General features: G+C 58.0%; 17 protein-coding genes. 10 read left to right on the top strand and 7 right to left on the bottom strand.

Annotated elements, in window-relative coordinates:
- Window positions 1-60: 60 nt before the first annotated feature.
- Entirely contained in the window at window positions 61-996 is a 936-nt protein-coding gene (locus BM438_RS26540) for an electron transfer flavoprotein subunit alpha/FixB family protein (protein ID WP_093640206.1), read from the top strand.
- An 85-nt stretch (window positions 997-1081) separates the two neighbouring features.
- Here the strand turns inward: BM438_RS26540 and BM438_RS45610 are convergent, their stop codons facing one another.
- Window positions 1082-1336, bottom strand: coding sequence for a hypothetical protein (locus BM438_RS45610; protein ID WP_167378462.1), 255 nt, complete (start codon window positions 1334-1336; stop codon window positions 1082-1084).
- Between the two features lie 146 nt (window positions 1337-1482).
- Between BM438_RS45610 and BM438_RS26530 the strand changes: the two genes are divergently transcribed.
- Window positions 1483-2532, top strand: a complete 1050-nt coding sequence (locus BM438_RS26530) for a phosphotriesterase family protein (protein WP_093640203.1) — start codon at window positions 1483-1485, stop codon at window positions 2530-2532.
- A 126-nt stretch (window positions 2533-2658) separates the two neighbouring features.
- On the opposite strand, the gene BM438_RS26525 is transcribed toward BM438_RS26530, so the two are convergent.
- Window positions 2659-3651 (bottom strand): TetR/AcrR family transcriptional regulator, encoded by a 993-nt coding sequence (locus tag BM438_RS26525; protein ID WP_244179457.1) that lies wholly within the window; start codon window positions 3649-3651, stop codon window positions 2659-2661.
- Between the two features lie 57 nt (window positions 3652-3708).
- Here BM438_RS26525 and BM438_RS26520 point away from each other — a divergent pair, with 57 nt between their 5' ends.
- The 5 genes from BM438_RS26520 to BM438_RS26500 all read left to right on the top strand — a co-directional run bounded on the left by BM438_RS26520 (window position 3709) and on the right by BM438_RS26500 (window position 9123).
- The gene (locus BM438_RS26520) at window positions 3709-4797 is read left to right on the top strand and encodes a porin (protein WP_093640198.1); all 1089 of its coding nucleotides are present in this window, start codon (window positions 3709-3711) and stop codon (window positions 4795-4797) included.
- A gap of 74 nt (window positions 4798-4871) precedes the next feature.
- Window positions 4872-6176: an MFS transporter gene (locus BM438_RS26515; RefSeq protein ID WP_093640195.1), complete on the top strand. Its 1305-nt coding sequence runs from the start codon at window positions 4872-4874 to the stop codon at window positions 6174-6176.
- Window positions 6177-6291: 115 nt separating this feature from the next.
- Window positions 6292-7632: an aspartate aminotransferase family protein gene (locus BM438_RS26510; protein ID WP_093640192.1), complete on the top strand. Its 1341-nt coding sequence runs from the start codon at window positions 6292-6294 to the stop codon at window positions 7630-7632.
- On the top strand, window positions 7629-8126 hold the full coding sequence (locus tag BM438_RS26505) for an acyl-CoA thioesterase (protein ID WP_244179456.1): 498 nt from the start codon (window positions 7629-7631) through the stop codon (window positions 8124-8126). Before BM438_RS26510 ends, BM438_RS26505 begins: the two co-directional genes overlap by 4 nt.
- 73 nt (window positions 8127-8199) lie before the next feature.
- Window positions 8200-9123, top strand: coding sequence for a beta-keto acid cleavage family enzyme (locus tag BM438_RS26500; protein WP_093640186.1), 924 nt, complete (start codon window positions 8200-8202; stop codon window positions 9121-9123).
- A gap of 142 nt (window positions 9124-9265) precedes the next feature.
- Here BM438_RS26500 and benD read toward each other — a convergent pair whose 3' ends face one another.
- The 5 genes from benD to catA all read right to left on the bottom strand — a co-directional run bounded on the left by benD (window position 9266) and on the right by catA (window position 13993).
- Entirely contained in the window at window positions 9266-10042 is a 777-nt protein-coding gene (benD, locus tag BM438_RS26495; RefSeq protein WP_093640183.1) for a benzoate diol dehydrogenase BenD, read from the bottom strand.
- A complete protein-coding gene (gene benC, locus BM438_RS26490; protein ID WP_093640180.1) occupies window positions 10039-11061 on the bottom strand; it encodes a benzoate 1,2-dioxygenase electron transfer component BenC in 1023 nt (340 codons plus the stop codon). The genes benD and benC overlap by 4 nt, the downstream gene beginning before the upstream one ends.
- A gap of 39 nt (window positions 11062-11100) precedes the next feature.
- Window positions 11101-11589 (bottom strand): benzoate 1,2-dioxygenase small subunit, encoded by a 489-nt coding sequence (gene benB / locus BM438_RS26485; RefSeq protein WP_054035207.1) that lies wholly within the window; start codon window positions 11587-11589, stop codon window positions 11101-11103.
- Entirely contained in the window at window positions 11586-12944 is a 1359-nt protein-coding gene (locus BM438_RS26480) for a Rieske 2Fe-2S domain-containing protein (RefSeq protein WP_093640177.1), read from the bottom strand. Before BM438_RS26480 ends, benB begins: the two co-directional genes overlap by 4 nt.
- A gap of 113 nt (window positions 12945-13057) precedes the next feature.
- Window positions 13058-13993, bottom strand: coding sequence for a catechol 1,2-dioxygenase (catA, locus tag BM438_RS26475; protein WP_093640174.1), 936 nt, complete (start codon window positions 13991-13993; stop codon window positions 13058-13060).
- 174 nt (window positions 13994-14167) lie between these two features.
- Between catA and BM438_RS26470 the strand changes: the two genes are divergently transcribed.
- The 3 genes from BM438_RS26470 (at window position 14168) to BM438_RS26460 (ending at window position 16514) form a co-directional block, all read left to right on the top strand.
- Window positions 14168-15091 carry a LysR family transcriptional regulator gene (locus BM438_RS26470; RefSeq protein WP_093640171.1) on the top strand — a complete coding sequence of 308 codons (924 nt, stop codon included), beginning with the start codon at window positions 14168-14170 and terminating at the stop codon, window positions 15089-15091.
- Window positions 15092-15199: 108 nt separating this feature from the next.
- A complete protein-coding gene (locus BM438_RS26465; protein WP_054035211.1) occupies window positions 15200-15427 on the top strand; it encodes a hypothetical protein in 228 nt (75 codons plus the stop codon).
- Between the two features lie 112 nt (window positions 15428-15539).
- Window positions 15540-16514: a LuxR C-terminal-related transcriptional regulator gene (locus BM438_RS26460; protein ID WP_244179455.1), complete on the top strand. Its 975-nt coding sequence runs from the start codon at window positions 15540-15542 to the stop codon at window positions 16512-16514.
- Window positions 16515-16530 lie beyond the last annotated feature (16 nt).

Below are 16530 nucleotides of genomic sequence, written 5' to 3'. Positions count from 1 at the left end.
TGAAGACGCTGGTCGAGAAGCTGAAGACCGAAGCCAAGGTGCTGTGAGGAGACGGACGAAATGACGAATCTGGTAATTGCTGAACACGACAACGCGTCGATCAAGGCCGCGACGCTGAACACGATTGCAGCCGCGCAGAAGATTGGTGGCGATATCCACGTGCTGGTCGCAGGGCACAACGCACAGGCTGCGGCGGATGCGGCAGCGAAGATTGCAGGTGTTTCGAAGGTGCTGCTGGCTGACGCGGCGCAACTCGAAGCGGGTCTCGCGGAAAACGTCCAGGCAACCGTGATGAACATCGCGAAGGACTATACGCACATCCTCACGCCGGCGACCGCCTACGGCAAGAACATCGCGCCGCGCATCGCCGCGAAGCTCGACGTCGCGCAGATCAGTGACATCACCGCAGTGGACAGCGCCGATACGTTCGAGCGCCCGATCTACGCGGGTAACGCTATCGCCACGGTTCAATCTCAAGACCCGATCAAGGTCATCACGGTTCGCACGACCGGTTTCGATCCGGTAGCAGCAGAAGGCGGCAGCGCAACGGTCGAGAAGATCGAAGCGGCAGCCGACACGGGCCTCTCGCAGTTCGTGAGCCGTGAAGTTACGAAGCTGGACCGTCCGGAGCTGACGTCGGCGAAGATCATCGTCTCGGGTGGCCGGGGTCTGGGCAATGGCGAGAACTACACCAAAGTTCTGGAGCCGCTGGCAGATAAGCTGAATGCAGCGCTGGGCGCGTCGCGCGCGGCCGTCGATGCGGGCTTCGTACCGAACGACTATCAGGTCGGCCAGACCGGCAAGATCGTCGCGCCGCAACTGTATGTGGCGGTCGGCATCTCGGGTGCGATCCAGCATCTGGCCGGCATGAAGGACTCGAAGGTCATCGTGGCGATCAACAAGGACCCGGAAGCGCCGATTTTTAGCGTCGCCGATTACGGTCTGGTGGGCGACCTGTTCACGGTCGTGCCGGAGTTCGAGGCCATGCTGTCTTAAGCGTACGTCGAGGGAAAGTCCAGGTCGGATGAGGTGACACGTGAGCAATTTGAACGATATGAGGCATGTCAGAGCGGCGGCGGCCTTAGCCGCCAATGCCGAAGATGCCTCCATCTGGCGGTGGTTCGCATTGCTGCTTGAAGAGCGAAGGATTCGCTGGTGCTGCAGCAGTGACCGTTGGCTCGTCAGTGTCGACAACAGGCATGTGGCGACGGATAGCAGCTTCGACAAAGCCATCCGGATTGCGCGGGGAAACGTGGAGGGAGCCGCGCAGGCGCTGTCGCATCGGCCCGATGATGATAGGTTCACGATGCACCCACAAGCGGCTCGCGCTGGCCATCAAATCTGTCCAGGGGGCCTGAAATAGCCACGGCCTGCCGGAGACTCGTCGACACTCCCAGTTAAGTTCGCGGCTTTTTAATCCGCTGGCGCATATTTTATTGTTCGTCGTACAATGAGTGTTACGCCAACGTAAAGAGTTGCTTCATGACAGCCGAGTCCCACGAATCACGCAAAGGAAAAGTCCAGACCGTCCTGGGATTGATCGATCCGTCCGAGCTCGGCGCTACCTTGATGCACGAACATCTGCTGATTGACCTCGTACCACCGCGATTGGCTGAAGATGCCGATCACGACGAGGTCGAAGTCGATCTATGCAACTGCTGGAAGATCACTTATGGTCAACAGCCTTCGCTTAAGAATTATCGGCTTGACCAGATTGACGTGGCAATTGAGGAGGTCGAGGAGATGATAGGCGTCGGCGGTCGCAGTATTGTGGACCTGACGACCGGTGGTCTTAAGCCAAATCCCGAAGGCCTCGCGACCATCGCCCGCTCAACGGGCGCTCATATCGTAATGGGTTGCGGACACTATGTGCACGAATTTCACCTCCCGTCTAATTCGGTAAAGACCGTCGAGGATTTTGCATCTGAAATGGTCGGGCAGCTCACCGAAGGTGCGTGGGGTACCTCGATTCGGGCAGGGATCATTGGCGAGATCGGTTGCCAGGCACCGTGGACTGATCAGGAAAAGCGTGTAGTCCGGGGCGCGCTCATCGCGCAGCAGGAAACTGGCGCATCGGTCAACATCCACCCAGGGCGGGATCCAGACCAGCCTCAGGAACTCGTTGATGCTATCAGGCAACTCGGATATTCGACCGAACGCGTGATCATCAGCCATATAGATCGCACGATCTTTGATGATGATCGTCTGTTCAAACTTGCGGATAGTGGGTGTGTGATCGAATTCGATCTGTTCGGCTGGGAACAGTCGGCCTATCCGATGTCTGACATTGATATGCCGAATGACGCCGGGCGACTCCGTATGGTCAGGGCGTTGCTCGACCGAGGGCATGGCGAGCAGGTATTGATCAGCCACGACATCTGCACGCGAACGCGCTTGGGTCGCTACGGCGGCCACGGATATCAGCATATTTTTGCCAATATAGTGCCCCGAATGCTGCGACGCGCTTTTACACACGCAGAAGTGAACCAGATTCTTGTGGAAAATCCGGCCCGACTTCTTACTTTCATCTGACGGCCGAACGTCCCTTGCTCCCGCGTACGCGACGCCAAATGAGGGCCGCTTGCTTCATTTACTTAAGCATGGCCGAATGGCGGCCGTGCACACAAAATGACGGTAATGGCTGGACGCCTGGCTTCCTCATTGCCGGGCCAGCACTTGCTCCATGCCGGCGATCGCTACTTCCACATACGCTGTAAAACTGGAATCCATCGGCGCTTCCGTGCCGTTCTGCCAGCGAACTATAAACGCCCGGTTCGCCATCGCCGGTAAATGTCGGGCGAGTGTGGGATATTCCAGCGCACGGATGGCATGCGCTTTTTCCTGGAGTTGTGCCGCCCATGTTCCCGGATCGTCCGTGGGACTTGAAGCAAACTCGAGGGTCGAGAATCCCACCATCGTTGCAATTACGACGTTATACATCTCAACGATTCTCGCTTCCTGGCAACCTGCAGCGATAAGCACCGTAAGGATTCTGTCGATCATTCCGGGGCTGAGGCTGGCATTCGCAACCAATTGCCCGCCGACCAGTTGTGCGACGTTTGGATGGCGGCGCATCACCTCCCGGCAGCGCGAGAACAGTTCGCGAAACCAGTCCTGCCACGGCAACTTGCCCGTTTCCGGGGCAACGTCGGCCATGGTTGCCTCTACGACGGATGCGAGCAGATCGTCCCGAGTCGCGACGTGCCAGTAGACTGCCGCCGGGTATACACCCAGGGATCGGGCAACATCCCGCAGGCTAAACCCCATCAGGCCATTTCGGTCAATCTGCTCGATCGCGGCAGTGACAATTCTTTCTTTGGTCAGCGCCGCACCTGGTGCCGCGCCCTTCGCGGCTCGAGCCCGGGGCACCGGCACAGCCGAGTTGCCTACGAGTGATCGACGGGTGCTCGTCTTCGCCGCCGCCGTGTCCTTCACATTGACCGCTTTCTTTGCGGTGCGCACTGTTTTTTCGCGTGAAGTTGTCATCGCCTTTCCCGTCATGTCTGAACGTAATGCCTGCCTGTGAACAAGAAGATCATTGTAAACCGAACAACATGCCGATAGGCAGTGCTCGGGTTCTTGCGCACTTGCAATCATTTTTTGATCGCCGTATAACGTGTCATTGTTCAGTGAACAATGACAGGGCGACATTGGAATGTCCGCTGAACACAAGCGACATCAATTTCCGCAACGGTTTGGAGATCAAAGGTGAAACTGAAGACTATTTGTGCGGTAACGGCTCTCGGAGCGGCAAGCGCAGTGCAGGCCCAGTCCAGCGTAACGTTGTACGGTGTGATCGACGACGGCCTGACCTATGTCTCGAACGTAGGTGGCAAGCATGTCTACAAGTTGGATGACAGCGTGAGCCAGGGCGACCGCTTCGGTTTCAAGGGCGCAGAGGACCTGGGCGGTGGGCTGAAGGCCGTTTTCAATCTGGAAGGCGGCTTCAATCCGAACACCGGTGCATCACGGCAGGGAGGGCTTGAGTTTGGTCGTCTTGCGTTTGTGGGACTGTCGAGCTCGCAATACGGTACGCTCACACTTGGTCGTCAGTATGACCAGATGACCACCATGCTGCTTCGGTTCCATTCCGGATACACGACGGTCGGCATTTATAACCTGAATCCGGGCGATCAGGATCGGATATCGGGTGAGTGGCTTGACAATATGGTGACATATGCAAGTCCCGACATGGCGGGCTTCAAGGTCAACGCGCAGTACAGCTTCAATTCGCAGTCCGCACCCACTACCAACTACGGGCATGCCTACAGTTTCGGCGCAAGCTACGTACACGGTCCCTTCAGCGCGGGCGCGGCTGTCACCGATATCCACGACTACTTTTTCTCGCCAGGCTCCAGCCTTGGGGTCTCGACATTTTTCGGTGCACCGTTGGCGACTGCGGCGACCAGCGTCGCAGTCAGGGAGTTTCGCACGGCAGGCGCTGGTGCCGGGTGGGATTTCGGCAAATTTGGCCTTTCTGGTGTCTACAGCAATACCCACTTCGACAACGGAAGCAGCTCGGAAACTCTGCAAAGTCTGAATGCCGCGGCTCGTTACTGGATCCTTCCCGACCTGGAAGTCGCTGGTGGATACACGTATTCGAAGATCGCCGAAAGCAAATGGAATGAGTTCGCCCTCACTCTTGACTACCTGCTGTCCAAGCGCACCGATATATACACGTCGGCCAACTATGAGAAAGCAATCGGGGCGGGCACCGTGGCCAACCTGGTAACCATCGGCCCGTCTGATAACGATCGGCAGTTGGCGCTGCGGGTCGGTATGCGGCATCGGTTCTGACAGAGCACGAGCACCATTGGGCGTCAGCCAGGCACGTCGTGCGCACGGTCGCACATATCGAAAGGATTGGAATCGTGAATCTCGACACCACCGCGCCGGACAATCCGGCACATATCACTCCAGCGCCACGCGCACAACAACGCAAGGCGATCCTTGCAGGGATCTCAGGTTACGTTCTTGAGTGGTTCGACTTCGGCGTGTATGGCTTTCTCGCGCCAATCATCGCAAGAAATTTCTTCCCATCGACCAATGAGTACGCTTCCCTCCTTGCGTCATTTGCGGTGTTCGGAGTCGGTTTTGTCGCCCGTCCAATCGGAAGCCTCGCACTCGGCCGCATGGCCGATAAAGAGGGGCGTCAAAAGGCACTCTCGATCACGATGCTTCTGATGGCGGGAAGTACCGTCATGATCGGCTGTTTGCCCTCGTACGCACAGGCAGGGCTGCTAGCGCCGTGTCTTCTCGTACTCGCGCGACTCATTCAGGGTTTTTCCGCGGGCGGAGAGTGGGGGACAGCAGCGGCCTTCCTCGTTGAGTGGGGCGGCAAGTCGCGCCGAGGATTCTTTGGATCTTTTCAGCAATCAAGCATTGCTGCAGGACTACTCCTCGGCTCGGCGGTTGCCGCGACCATGGCAACGCTCCTTCCGGCAGAATCTTTGCAGCAATGGGGATGGCGCATTCCATTTTTCCTGGGCGCGCTGCTCGGTCCGCTCGGCATGTACATGCGCCGGAGCGTGCCCGAGTCTCCTGCTTACGAAAAGGGTTCGGCTCACAAAATCGTGGCCCGTGGTGAAGTTCGGGCCTTTTCCCGAGCCGTGTGCCACGCGTTTTCATTCGTGATTTTTTGGGCCGTATGTTCCTACATGGTCTCTGTCTACATGCCTACGTTCGCGGCGAAGTACGGGCACGTGACAAGGCAACAGGCTCTCTGGACAAGTACTGCCTCACTCGCGAGCGTCATTATCCTGGCGCCGCTGATGGGATTTCTGTCTGACAGGTTTGGCCGGAAGCCGCTTCTTCTCTCAAGCTGTCTCTTCTTTCTGCTGTTCTCTTATCCGCTCTATAAAAAGATCGTTGTAACCGAATCATTTACCACTTTCTTTTTGCTTCAATTGCTCATGAACGTGATGTTCGCGATGTACTCCGGGCCTGGGCCGTCGGCGATTGCTGAAATGTTCCCGACACGCGTCAGGTCGACCGGGGTTTCTTTCGGCGGTGCAATGGCAATCATTCTCGGGGGATTTTCACCCTTTCTCACCACATGGATCATCGAAGGGACCGGCTACGCGCCTGATGCTGGATGGCTGCTGGCAATCTCGGCCCTCGCCACGCTGCCGGCCCTTGTTTTCATGAAGGACCGGGCAAAGCTGGATCTTGGGTAAACTAGATTTATTGTTCATCGTACAATAAAATGTAGTACATCATTCATGGCGGTACGGTGGCGCTGCTTTCGCGACCGCCGCGCGCCGTCATCGTCGTCCCACACTTAGTACCGTCATGACCCAAGACCCGATCAAGCTGGACCCCGCGCCGATTGCCGAGGCCGTCGCGAAAGCTGCTGAAATTTATGCTCAACGCAACCCCAGAAGCGCGTCGCAGTATGAGCAAGCCGCTCGCGTCATGCCGGGTGGCAACACGCGATCGGTCCTGTATTACTCACCGTTTCCCCTGGCCATCGCTCGAGGGGACGGTTGCCGCCTTTGGGATGTAGATAGTCACGAATACATCGACTTCATCGCCGAATTCACGGCGGGTATCTACGGACACTCTAACCCGGTTATCCGGCAAGCGATCGATGGTGCCCTCGACGGAGGTATCAACCTGAGCGGGCACAACCTGCTCGAGTCGAAGCTTGCTCGACTGATTTGCGACCGCTTCCCATCGGTCGATATTGTTCGTTTCACCAACTCCGGCACCGAAGCAAACCTGATGGCTATCGCTGCTGCCAAGGTTCACACGGGTCGCTCGAAGATTATTCTGTTCAGCGGTGGCTACCATGGTGGCGTGCTCACGTTCGCGAAAGGAAATAGTCCAGTCAACGTCCCGCATGATTTCCTGATCGCCCGGTACAACGATCTCGAAAGTGTGAGAGTGTTGTTCGAATCTCACGAGGGCGAAGTTGCCGCAGTGATCGCCGAACCGATGCAGGGAGCCTCTGGGTGCATTACCGCCGACCAGCAATTTCTGGCGGGTCTGCGCAAGCTGACGTCCGGGAACGGCGCGCTGCTTATCTTTGACGAGGTGATGACCTCCCGTCTCTCCCCTGGTGGGCTTCAGGAAAAGCTTGGCATCCATGCGGACCTCACAACACTTGGAAAGTACATCGGTGGTGGCATGTCGTTCGGTGCATTCGGAGGACGTGCTGCAATAATGGATCAGTTCGATCCTCGCAATCCAGATGCGACGCCGCACGCGGGCACATTCAACAACAACGTATTAACGATGGCAGCCGGAGCAGCTGGACTGTCGGAGCTGTACACGCCTGCCGTTGCGACGGAATTGAACGCGCGCGGAGAGTGGTTGCGAGCCCGGCTTAATTCAATGTGCGAGGTAAAGGATGTGGCGCTGCAGTTCATCGGCACGGGTTCGCTGATGAATTTACAGGCTGGCACGCATGAGATCCGTTCGGTGGAAGACCTGCTGCCGGTGGGAAACATTCTCAAGGACCTGTTCTTCTTTCATATGGCTGAACACGGCATCTATCTCGCTCGGCGCGGCTTCATCGTGCTAAGCATGCCGATCGGCACTGAGGAAATCGAACGGTTCATTGCGGTGTTCGACCGTTTCCTGGAGAGATATGCTGACATTCTCCGTGCGGGCCAGGTGCTCGCACATTGAGCTTTGTAGAAACAGGCAATGACTCTCAATTTTCATCGGGGGACACCACTGTGAAAGCTCCTCACGAGTTCGAATCGAAGAAGCTCATCCGGTTTCAGCATTGCGATCCAGCCGGAATCGTCTTCTACCCACAGTACTTTGTACTGTTTCACGAACTGATCGAGGACTGGTTCAACGACGGACTGGAGGTGAACTATGCTGACTTGATCGCTGTGCAGCGACTGGGTGTGCCAACTGTGAGGATTGAATGTGATTTCGTTGCGGCAAGCGCTATCGGTGACACGCTCCAATTGCGGCTGGCAGTGAGAAAAATCGGCACCAGTTCGATCGCCCTGACGCTCACGGCATTTTCGAGCAACGAACTGCGCGTGCGAATCGAACAGGTCATCGTGCTTTTCTCGCTCGAACGCCGCGTGCCTGTGACGATCATCGATGATCTGCGGCGGCGCATTGAGCGCTTTCGTATTCGCGAACAGGCAAACGCGTCCCTATAACGATCTGAAATCCTGTAGGTCGAACCTCGACGATCGCTGGAACACAACTCGAAACACTTCACGGAGACGCAACATGGCTACCAACAAGGTTATCGTTCTCGTCGCCCCGACGGGCGGTATGGCGTTCAAATCGCAGAATCCTCATCTTCCTACGCAGCCCGCCGAAATAGCACGGGATGTCTACGATTGCTATAACGCCGGAGCCAGCGTGGTCGCGGTCCATGCACGGCTGCCCAACGATGAGGCTACCTGCAACGCCGATATCTACCGCAGCATCAACGACCAGATCCGCGCGAAGTGCGACATCGTCATCAACAACTCGACAGGTGGTGGCGTTCACGGCGACATGATTCAGCCGATCGAAGGTGGCATGTGGGACACCGTCTGGGAGGAGCGCCTCAAAGGCATGGAGGCGGGCGCCGAGATGTGCACGCTGGACGCCTGCACGTTCGTGGCCAGTTTCGGCGGCAAGGAAGTGCTGCTCAATACGTCGCCTTCACGTTGCCGTTACCTCGCTGAAGAAATGAAAAAGCGTGGCATCAAGCCGGAGTGGGAGGTGTTCAGCCCTACGCATATCGTGCAGGACGTCAACACGCTGATCCAGCTTGGTCTCGACGAACCGCCTTATGTGATCAACATGGTCATGAATGCGCATCGCGGTTTCCAGAACGCCATGCCGTACAACCCAAAGTCGCTCCAGTACATGGTCGATCTACTGCCGAAAGACAGCATCTTCTGCGTGAGCGGAATCGGTCCGGCACAACTGCCGGCGAGCGTGAACTCCCTGCTGCTGGGCGGGCAGATTATTCGCGTCGGGCTTGAGGACAATCTTTATTATCGCCAGGGGCAGTTGGCGCGCAACGTCGAGCTCGTTGAACGGACTGTTCGTATCTTGCGCGAAATGGATTATGAGATCGCTACGCCGGCCGAGGCGCGCCAAATGTTGGGCCTGCCTCGTACCGACACGCCGGTGCGTCCGCAGTTCTCAGTGGCGTAACTCGCTTGCTGTTAGCGGCGTTCTTCGGGCCCCCACACGTCAGAGAATGTTCAACGCGTTCAAAGGTGGTCGGGGTCGCATCGTCGCGGTCTTTGAACCATGGATTCGATGCAGGGAGGAAAAGGGCGCAGCTTGAATCGCCTCAACCGGTGTCACCACCCGCCACCGGCAACACGGTGCCGGTGATATAGCTCGCCTCGTCTGAAGCGAGGAACAGTATCGGCGCGACCTGTTCGTCGATACTGCCGTAGCGTTTAAAGAAGGTGGATTCAGTAACCTGCTTCACCGCGTCGCTCATCCAGACCTTTTCCCGCTCGCTATCGCCGGCTGTGTTGCGAGGAACGCGTCGCGGCGGTGCGTCGGTCCCGCCCGGCGCAGTGGCAACCACACGGATATTGTGCTCCGCGTACTCCATCGCCAGAGACTGCGTGATCGCGTTGACACCGCCCTTGGCCGCCGAATAGGGTACACGGCGGATACCGCGCGTGGCATTCGAGGAGACGTTGACGATGGTGCCGCCACCGCGCGTGAGCAGGTGCGGCAACACAGCATGGCAGGCATAAAGCGTAGGCATGAGTGATCGGCGAATTTCCGCGTCAATCTGCTCAGGTTCGAACTCAGCGAATGGACGCATGCGAATCGCGCCACCAACGCCATTGATCAGTATGTCGATGCCGCCAAACTTGCTCACTGCAAAAGCCATCGCCGATGCCGCGCCTTCGTACGTCTCGAGGTCGGCAACAAAGCCTGCCGTCTCCGTGCCGCTTGCTTCAGCAGCGACTTCAGAGACGAACTCCGCGCGGTCGACGAACAGCACCTTGCCACCTTCAGCGGCCGCACGCAGCGCTACGGCGCGACCAATGCCCTGTGCCGCGCCTGTGACGACCATGACCTTGCCGGCAAATCGTTGCGTGCTCATGCGGTCCTCGGTGCTGCGTTAGGAGTGAACTTCTCGTAGTGGAAGCTGTTGGGCTTCACGCCGTTATCGTCGAAATGCTTACGCACTGCATCGACCATCGGTGGCGGCCCGCACAAATAAACGTCGACGTCACCATCATTCAAGGCCTCGGCCGGCATGTGTTGCGTCACCCAACCTTTGCGGGGATGAGTCGAATCCGTGTCGGCCACGACGGTGGCGTAGGTGAAATTCGGCAACTTCGCCACGTAGGCTTCAATGGCATCGACCTGCACCAGATCGAGGTCGCGGGTCACGCCATAAATCAGGTGGACCTTCTGCTGCGAGTCGGTACGCGCCAGCACTTCCAGCATCGACAGGAACGGAGCCAGACCCGTGCCGCCAGCGAGGAACAGCAACGGCCGCTCCACGGCGCGCAGATAGAAACTACCGAGCGGCCCGATCAGTTCCAGCTTGTTGCCAGGCTGCGCGGAATCGAGCCAGGTGCTCATCACGCCACCGGGAATCCGCTTGATCAGAAAACTGATTTTCGATTGCCCCGGCGCGGATGAGAAAGAATACGAACGATGCTGGCCGCTGCCGGGAACATCGATGTTGACGTACTGGCCCGCCAGGAATACCGGCGCGCTTGCATCCACGTCCAGTTCGAGCACGACAGCCGCATCGCTGTGCGGCACCACCTTAGATACCGTCGCGGCGAATCTGCTCTGTTCAGTCTTGCACGCAATGGAGGAGGCGGGCACGGCAATCACACAATCGCTTTGCGGCACCATCTGGCAGGTGAGTACAAGGCCACTGTCTTTCTCGTCGTCGCTCAGCGCGTCTTCAATGTAATCGTCGCCAAGGTCATAGCTGCCGCTTTCGGCGCGGCACTTGCAGGTGCCGCACACGCCATCGGAGCAATCCATTGGCAGGTTGATTTTCGCGCGAAAGGCGGCATCGAGCACCTTTTCGCCCGGCTTGCATGCGACGAAGCGGGTCACGCCGTCTTCGAAGTTCAGTGCAATGTTGTAAGTGGACATGTTGTCTCCTCTACTTCCAGTTCCTCCCGGCGCTCGACGTCAAACGTGGTAAATGTCGAGCACCTGGCGGATGTAATCGTTCTTCAGCACAATTTTCTTGCTGGCAATCAACAGGGCATCGTCGACTTTTCGCAACGTAACGAACATCGTGCCGAAAAAATGGTCGTTGATTCTGTAACGGTGGCTGAGCGTGTCGAAGTTGTAGCGCACGTCCACTTCGTTGCCGCGTTCGGCCAGCACTTCCACATTGGTGACGTTGTGACTGGTCCGCGGTTCAGGCATCGACGCGCTACTGCGTTCGGTCTTGATGCGGAACACCCGGTCTTCCAGGCCGCCACGGTCCGGGTAATACATCAGCGAGATCTGGCTCTCGTGGTCGTCGGTGAGCTGGTCGTCGTCGTCCCACGCGGGCATCCAGTAGGTGACGTCCTCGGCGTAGCAGGCGAGCCAATCGTCCCACTGGCGGTCGTCGAGCAGACGCGCTTCGCGGTAAAGCGTGGCGCAGATTTTGGGGTAGTCGAAGCTCATGCCACGGTCTCCTCTTGTTCTTTCTTCAGTGCATCGCGCATCACCTGCACCCAGTATTCGTGCTGGCAGACAAACAGGCCTTCGTCTTCGCTGCGCTCGCCTGAGATGAGCGGCTTCATGCCCATGCTTTTCGCGTTCGCGTCGGGACCTTCGACCCACAAGGGCGCGCCGCGCGAAAGGTCGTTCCACATCGCCGTGGTGCCGGCATAGCCGGCCTGGCAGGCGCGGAACTCTTCAAGGTCATCCGCGGTGCCCATGCCCGTAACGTTGAAGAAATCCTCGTATTGGCGAATGCGGGTAGCGCGGTCGGCTGCGCTCTCACCCTTGGGCGCAAAGCAGAAGATAGTGACCTCAGTCTTGTCGACGCTCAGCGGACGTATCACGCGAATCTGGGTGCTGAACTGGTCCATCAGGAACACGTTCGGATACAGGCACAGGTTTCGAGTCTGGTTGACAATGAAATCCGCCTTTATTTCGCCGACACGTGCCTTGATTTCCTCGCGGTACTGATAAACCGGTCGTACGTCCGGGTTCATCGTCTGGGTCCACAACAGAATGTGGCCGTGGTCGAAGCCGTACACGCCGGCTACCGACTTGCTCCAGCTATTCGCATCCACAGCCTTCGTGCCATCGACCTTGCGGCGGTCCATCGTCGCAGCGTAGTTCCAGTGCACGGTGCTGACGTGATAGCCGTCGCAGCCGTTCTCCATCTGCATCTTCCAGTTGCCGTCGTAGATGTAGGAGGAGTTGCCTCGCAACACTTCCAGTCCGTTTGCGGCCTGGTCGACGATCTGGTCAATGATGACCTTAGTCTCGCCGAGGTAGTCCTCGAGCGGCATCGCATCCGCATTGAGACTGCCGAACAGGAAGCCGCGATAGCTCTGGAAGCGCGCGACTTTCTTCAGATCGTGCGAGCCGTTGGTGTTGAACTGCACCGGATATTCGGTGGTCTTCACGTCCTTCACTTTCAGGAGCTTGCCGGTGTTGGCGAAACTCCAGCCATGGAACGGACAGGTGAAGGTGCCTTTGTTGCCGTGTTTTTTCCGGCAAAGCATGGCGCCTTTGTGCGCGCAGGCGTTAATGACCGCGTGTAGTTCGCCGTTTTTGTCGCGAGTGATCACGATCGGCTGGCGGCCAATCCAGGTGGTGTAGTAGTCGTTGTTGTCGGCAACCTGGCTTTCGTGAGCCAGGTACACCCAGTTGCTCTCGAAGATATGTTTCATCTCGAGCTCAAACAGATCGGCGTTGGTGAAAATATCGCGGCGGCAACGGAATACGCCGTTTTGCTTGTCGTCCTGAACGGCGGTATGCAGCAGTTCATCCAGTTGCGAGGCTTTGTCGATAATTGCAGACATGCGTGCTCTCCCTACGCGTGCGCCAGGTCATGGAGCACGCGCATCGGTGTCGAAAGATTCTTGCGAAAGATTGAGCGGCAGCGGGGGTACGACGTAGCTGCCGCGTTTAGCGGTCAGGCGATAGCAGACGCACGCAGACGATGGACGGCCTGGTTATCCTTGCCCTGAACCAGCGGAGTCAACGCGATGTTGAACTCGATTTCCTTGTACGCGTCGGCCTTCATACCCAACGCAGTGCCGCCGGTCTTTTCGACGACATGCGGAATCAGATCCTCGCGGGTCGCGTAGGCGAAGTCATCCCAGATCAGCGGATCGCCTTCAATATTGATTTGCGTCGTCAGCTTGCGGTGCTTGTCGCTGGTGACGAAGAAGTGCACGTGCGCCGGGCGGTTGCCATGGCGGGCGAGCACGTTCAACAGTTGTTGGGTCGCGCCCTGCGGCGGGCAACCGTAGCCCACGGGCATGAGCGTACGGAATTCGTACTTGCCGTCGGAACCGGTGCTGACCGCTCCGCGCAGGTTGAACTCGCTCTGCGCGCCGGTCGGGTCGAAGTGCGAATAGAAGCCTTTTGAATTTGCGTGCCAGCATTCGACCACCGCACCTGCGACGGGTCTGCCGTCCGGGCCGGTTACGGTGCCGCGGATCACCAACGGGCCGGCATCCTCGTCCGGATCGATATCAATCTTCGACACGCCATCGTGCACCGGCGCACCGGCGACATACAGCGGGCCTTCGATAGTACGCGGCGTGCCACCGGTGATTTCAGCAGCCTTGTCCTCTGCATCCATGCGAATGTCGAGATACTTCTCGAGACCGAGACCTGCGGCAAGCAGGGCCGCTTCGCCGTCCTGGCCGAGCTTGTTGAAATAGTGAACGCCGGCCCAGATTTCATCGGGCGTCATGTCAAGGTCGTCGATGGCCTTGAACAGATCGACCAACAGGCGATGGACAATTTGCTGGGCGCGAGCACTGCCGTCCCGGCTACCGACGTTAGCAGCAGCCTTTAACAGGTCCTGCGCTTCCTTCGTATCGAACACTTTGACGCTCATGTCTGCTCCTGAATCTCTATTTTATTTGGGGGTAAACCCTTGGTTTAGCGCCCTCTTGGATATGCTTGAAAGGTATAATGGGTGCTGAAACAGAGTGTGAATGCAGAATAGTGGACGCCGGAAGGCCTCGTCCAACACTGATTTAGTATCGGTCTATATCTACAAGGTATTGAAATGGAGCTGCGCCATCTTCGCTATTTCGTTGCCGTAGCCGAGGAACGTAATTTCACGCGCGCTGCGCAGCGGCTGAACATGGCCCAACCGCCTCTGAGCCGTCAGATACAGCAACTTGAAGAGATTCTCGAGGTGCAGTTATTCCAGCGCGACTCGCGCCCGTTGAAGCTCACGGAGACGGGCAAGTTTTTCTATGCTCATGCCGTCCAGTTGCTGGCTCAGACGTCTGAACTCGAATCAATGACGCGGCGCGTGGGCAACATCGAGCGCAGCCTCTCCGTCGGTTTCGTGGGTTCGACGTTGTACGGCATGTTGCCAAAAATCATCCGGCGCTTTCGCGACGAGAACACGACCGTCGAACTCAGCCTCCATGAGATGTCGACGATGGACCAGATTCGCGCGCTGAAAGACGGTCAGATCGATGTCGGGTTCGGCCGTATCCGGCATGAGGACGCCAACATCCGCCGGGTGATTCTTCGCGAGGAGAAGATGATTGTCGCCTTCCCGGAGGGCCATGCACTCTCATTGGGCAAACCCGTCCTCGGGCTCAGCGACCTGGTCAACGAGACCCTGATTATTTTCCCCAAGGCGCCGCGGCCCAGTTATGCAGACCAGGTACTATCGGCATTCGCAGACCGTGGTCTCAAGCCTCGCCGCATATATGAAGTACGGGAGTTGCAGATTGCGCTGGGCCTCGTCGCAGCGGGGGAAGGCATTTCCGTCGTTCCGAGTAGCGTGTATGGCCTGAAGCGAGACGACGTGAGCTACAAGGAACTGGACGACCCCACGCTGGTGTCCCCAATCATAATGAGCACGCGAATGCTCGACGAGTCGCGCGATCTTCGGGAACTGCTTGAACTCATCTACCGGTTGTACGAGGAGGAAAGGGTACCTTACGCGCCCCGTAACGATGCCGGGCGGTGATACTCGCTGACTGCCCGACGCCATCAGTAGGAAACTCCCAGGTAGCCTGAAACGATTGACCGGCGTGTACTAGAGTGTACTTACGACGCCTTCAACTGAGGTTCTGCCGTGGATACTCATTCGATTCTGGGCATGATTCACGCCGAAGAGGCTTTACTGGTCTCCATCGTACGGTCGTTACCTCCGGACATCAGACGCGCGGTCGCCAACGATTTTCATGAGCAGGTTGAACTCGCCGGGACTTCGCACCTGAATCCGACAACCGATCGGGAAGCGAGCGACGCGTTCAAGGCACACATGAAGAGGTTGTCGATCATGCTTGCCTCGCTGTCGTGAAGAGACGTCGATCAGTCCGAGGCGCCATGTGTGGCGTGCACGGCTCATGCTGATCCTTTTCATTGCGCCCGCAGGTCTGTTTCGCGATGGCGTCGCGCGTCTGCTTGGTGAGGTGGCGGACGGCGCCGAAGTGAAATGCGCCGACTACACATTGAACCCTTTCGACCACGGGCAAACGGTCGACGTACTCGTGCTCGACGGTGACTATCTGCCGGAAGCGCTTACTACCGCAAGCGCTTCTCGCCACGGTGCCCCCAATCTGCCCGTGCTTGCACTGCTGACCTCGGTCGATCCTCAGACCGTCGAGCAATTCATCTCGGCAGGCGTGGCAGGTCATCTGGGCAAATCGGAGTCCACCAATGCACTGATCAGTGCGCTGCGCCTCCTCGCTGCCGGCGGGCGGCATCTGCCATCGGACATACGCTTATCGGCGTCCACCGCGGCTACCGCCGGTACCGCTTCCACCGACGCGCTGCCAAAGTCCGCCGGCGCGGCCGGACCCAATTCCGACTTCCTGACCCCTCGCCAACTGCAAGTGCTGGCGCTCGCGGCGCGCGGCGATTCGAACAAGTCGATCGCGCGGCAGTTGAACATTACGGAAGGGACCGTAAAAGTGCACTTATATACGGTGTACAAAGCACTCAAGGTTGGCAGTCGCGGGCAGGCGAGCGTTGCCGCGGCGCGTTTGCAGAAGGTCGGCGATGTGCAACTTCACCACGCGCTGGACGGGCAGCTTTCAATCAGTCGACTGCTGGCTTATACGGCGCCCACCCGTTTTCAATCCGGCCACGTTCTCTTTCACAAAGATGACCGAAGCGATGCGCTTTACTACATGGTGCGCGGAACAGTCATGCTCGAGGAGATCGGCATCGAGGTGGGGCAGGGCACGATACTGGGCGAAATCGGGCTCTTCTCTCCGGACCATCGGCGCACGTGCACGGCCCGTTGCAAAAGCGAATGCGAATTACTGGTGGTCTCGGCGACCGACGCGATGCGACTTTATTACCAGGATCCGGATTTCGCCACCTTTCTGATTCACTTGATTACCCGCCGATTGGAGGCCGATAAGCTGCGCACGAAGCGTTAATCGCGACGCTCGAACG

Source organism: Paraburkholderia aspalathi, from assembly GCF_900116445.1.
GTDB classification, from domain to species: domain Bacteria; phylum Pseudomonadota; class Gammaproteobacteria; order Burkholderiales; family Burkholderiaceae; genus Paraburkholderia; species Paraburkholderia aspalathi.
Note: the sequence above shows the minus strand (reverse complement) of the source record. Positions and strands in the feature narration are given on the sequence as shown.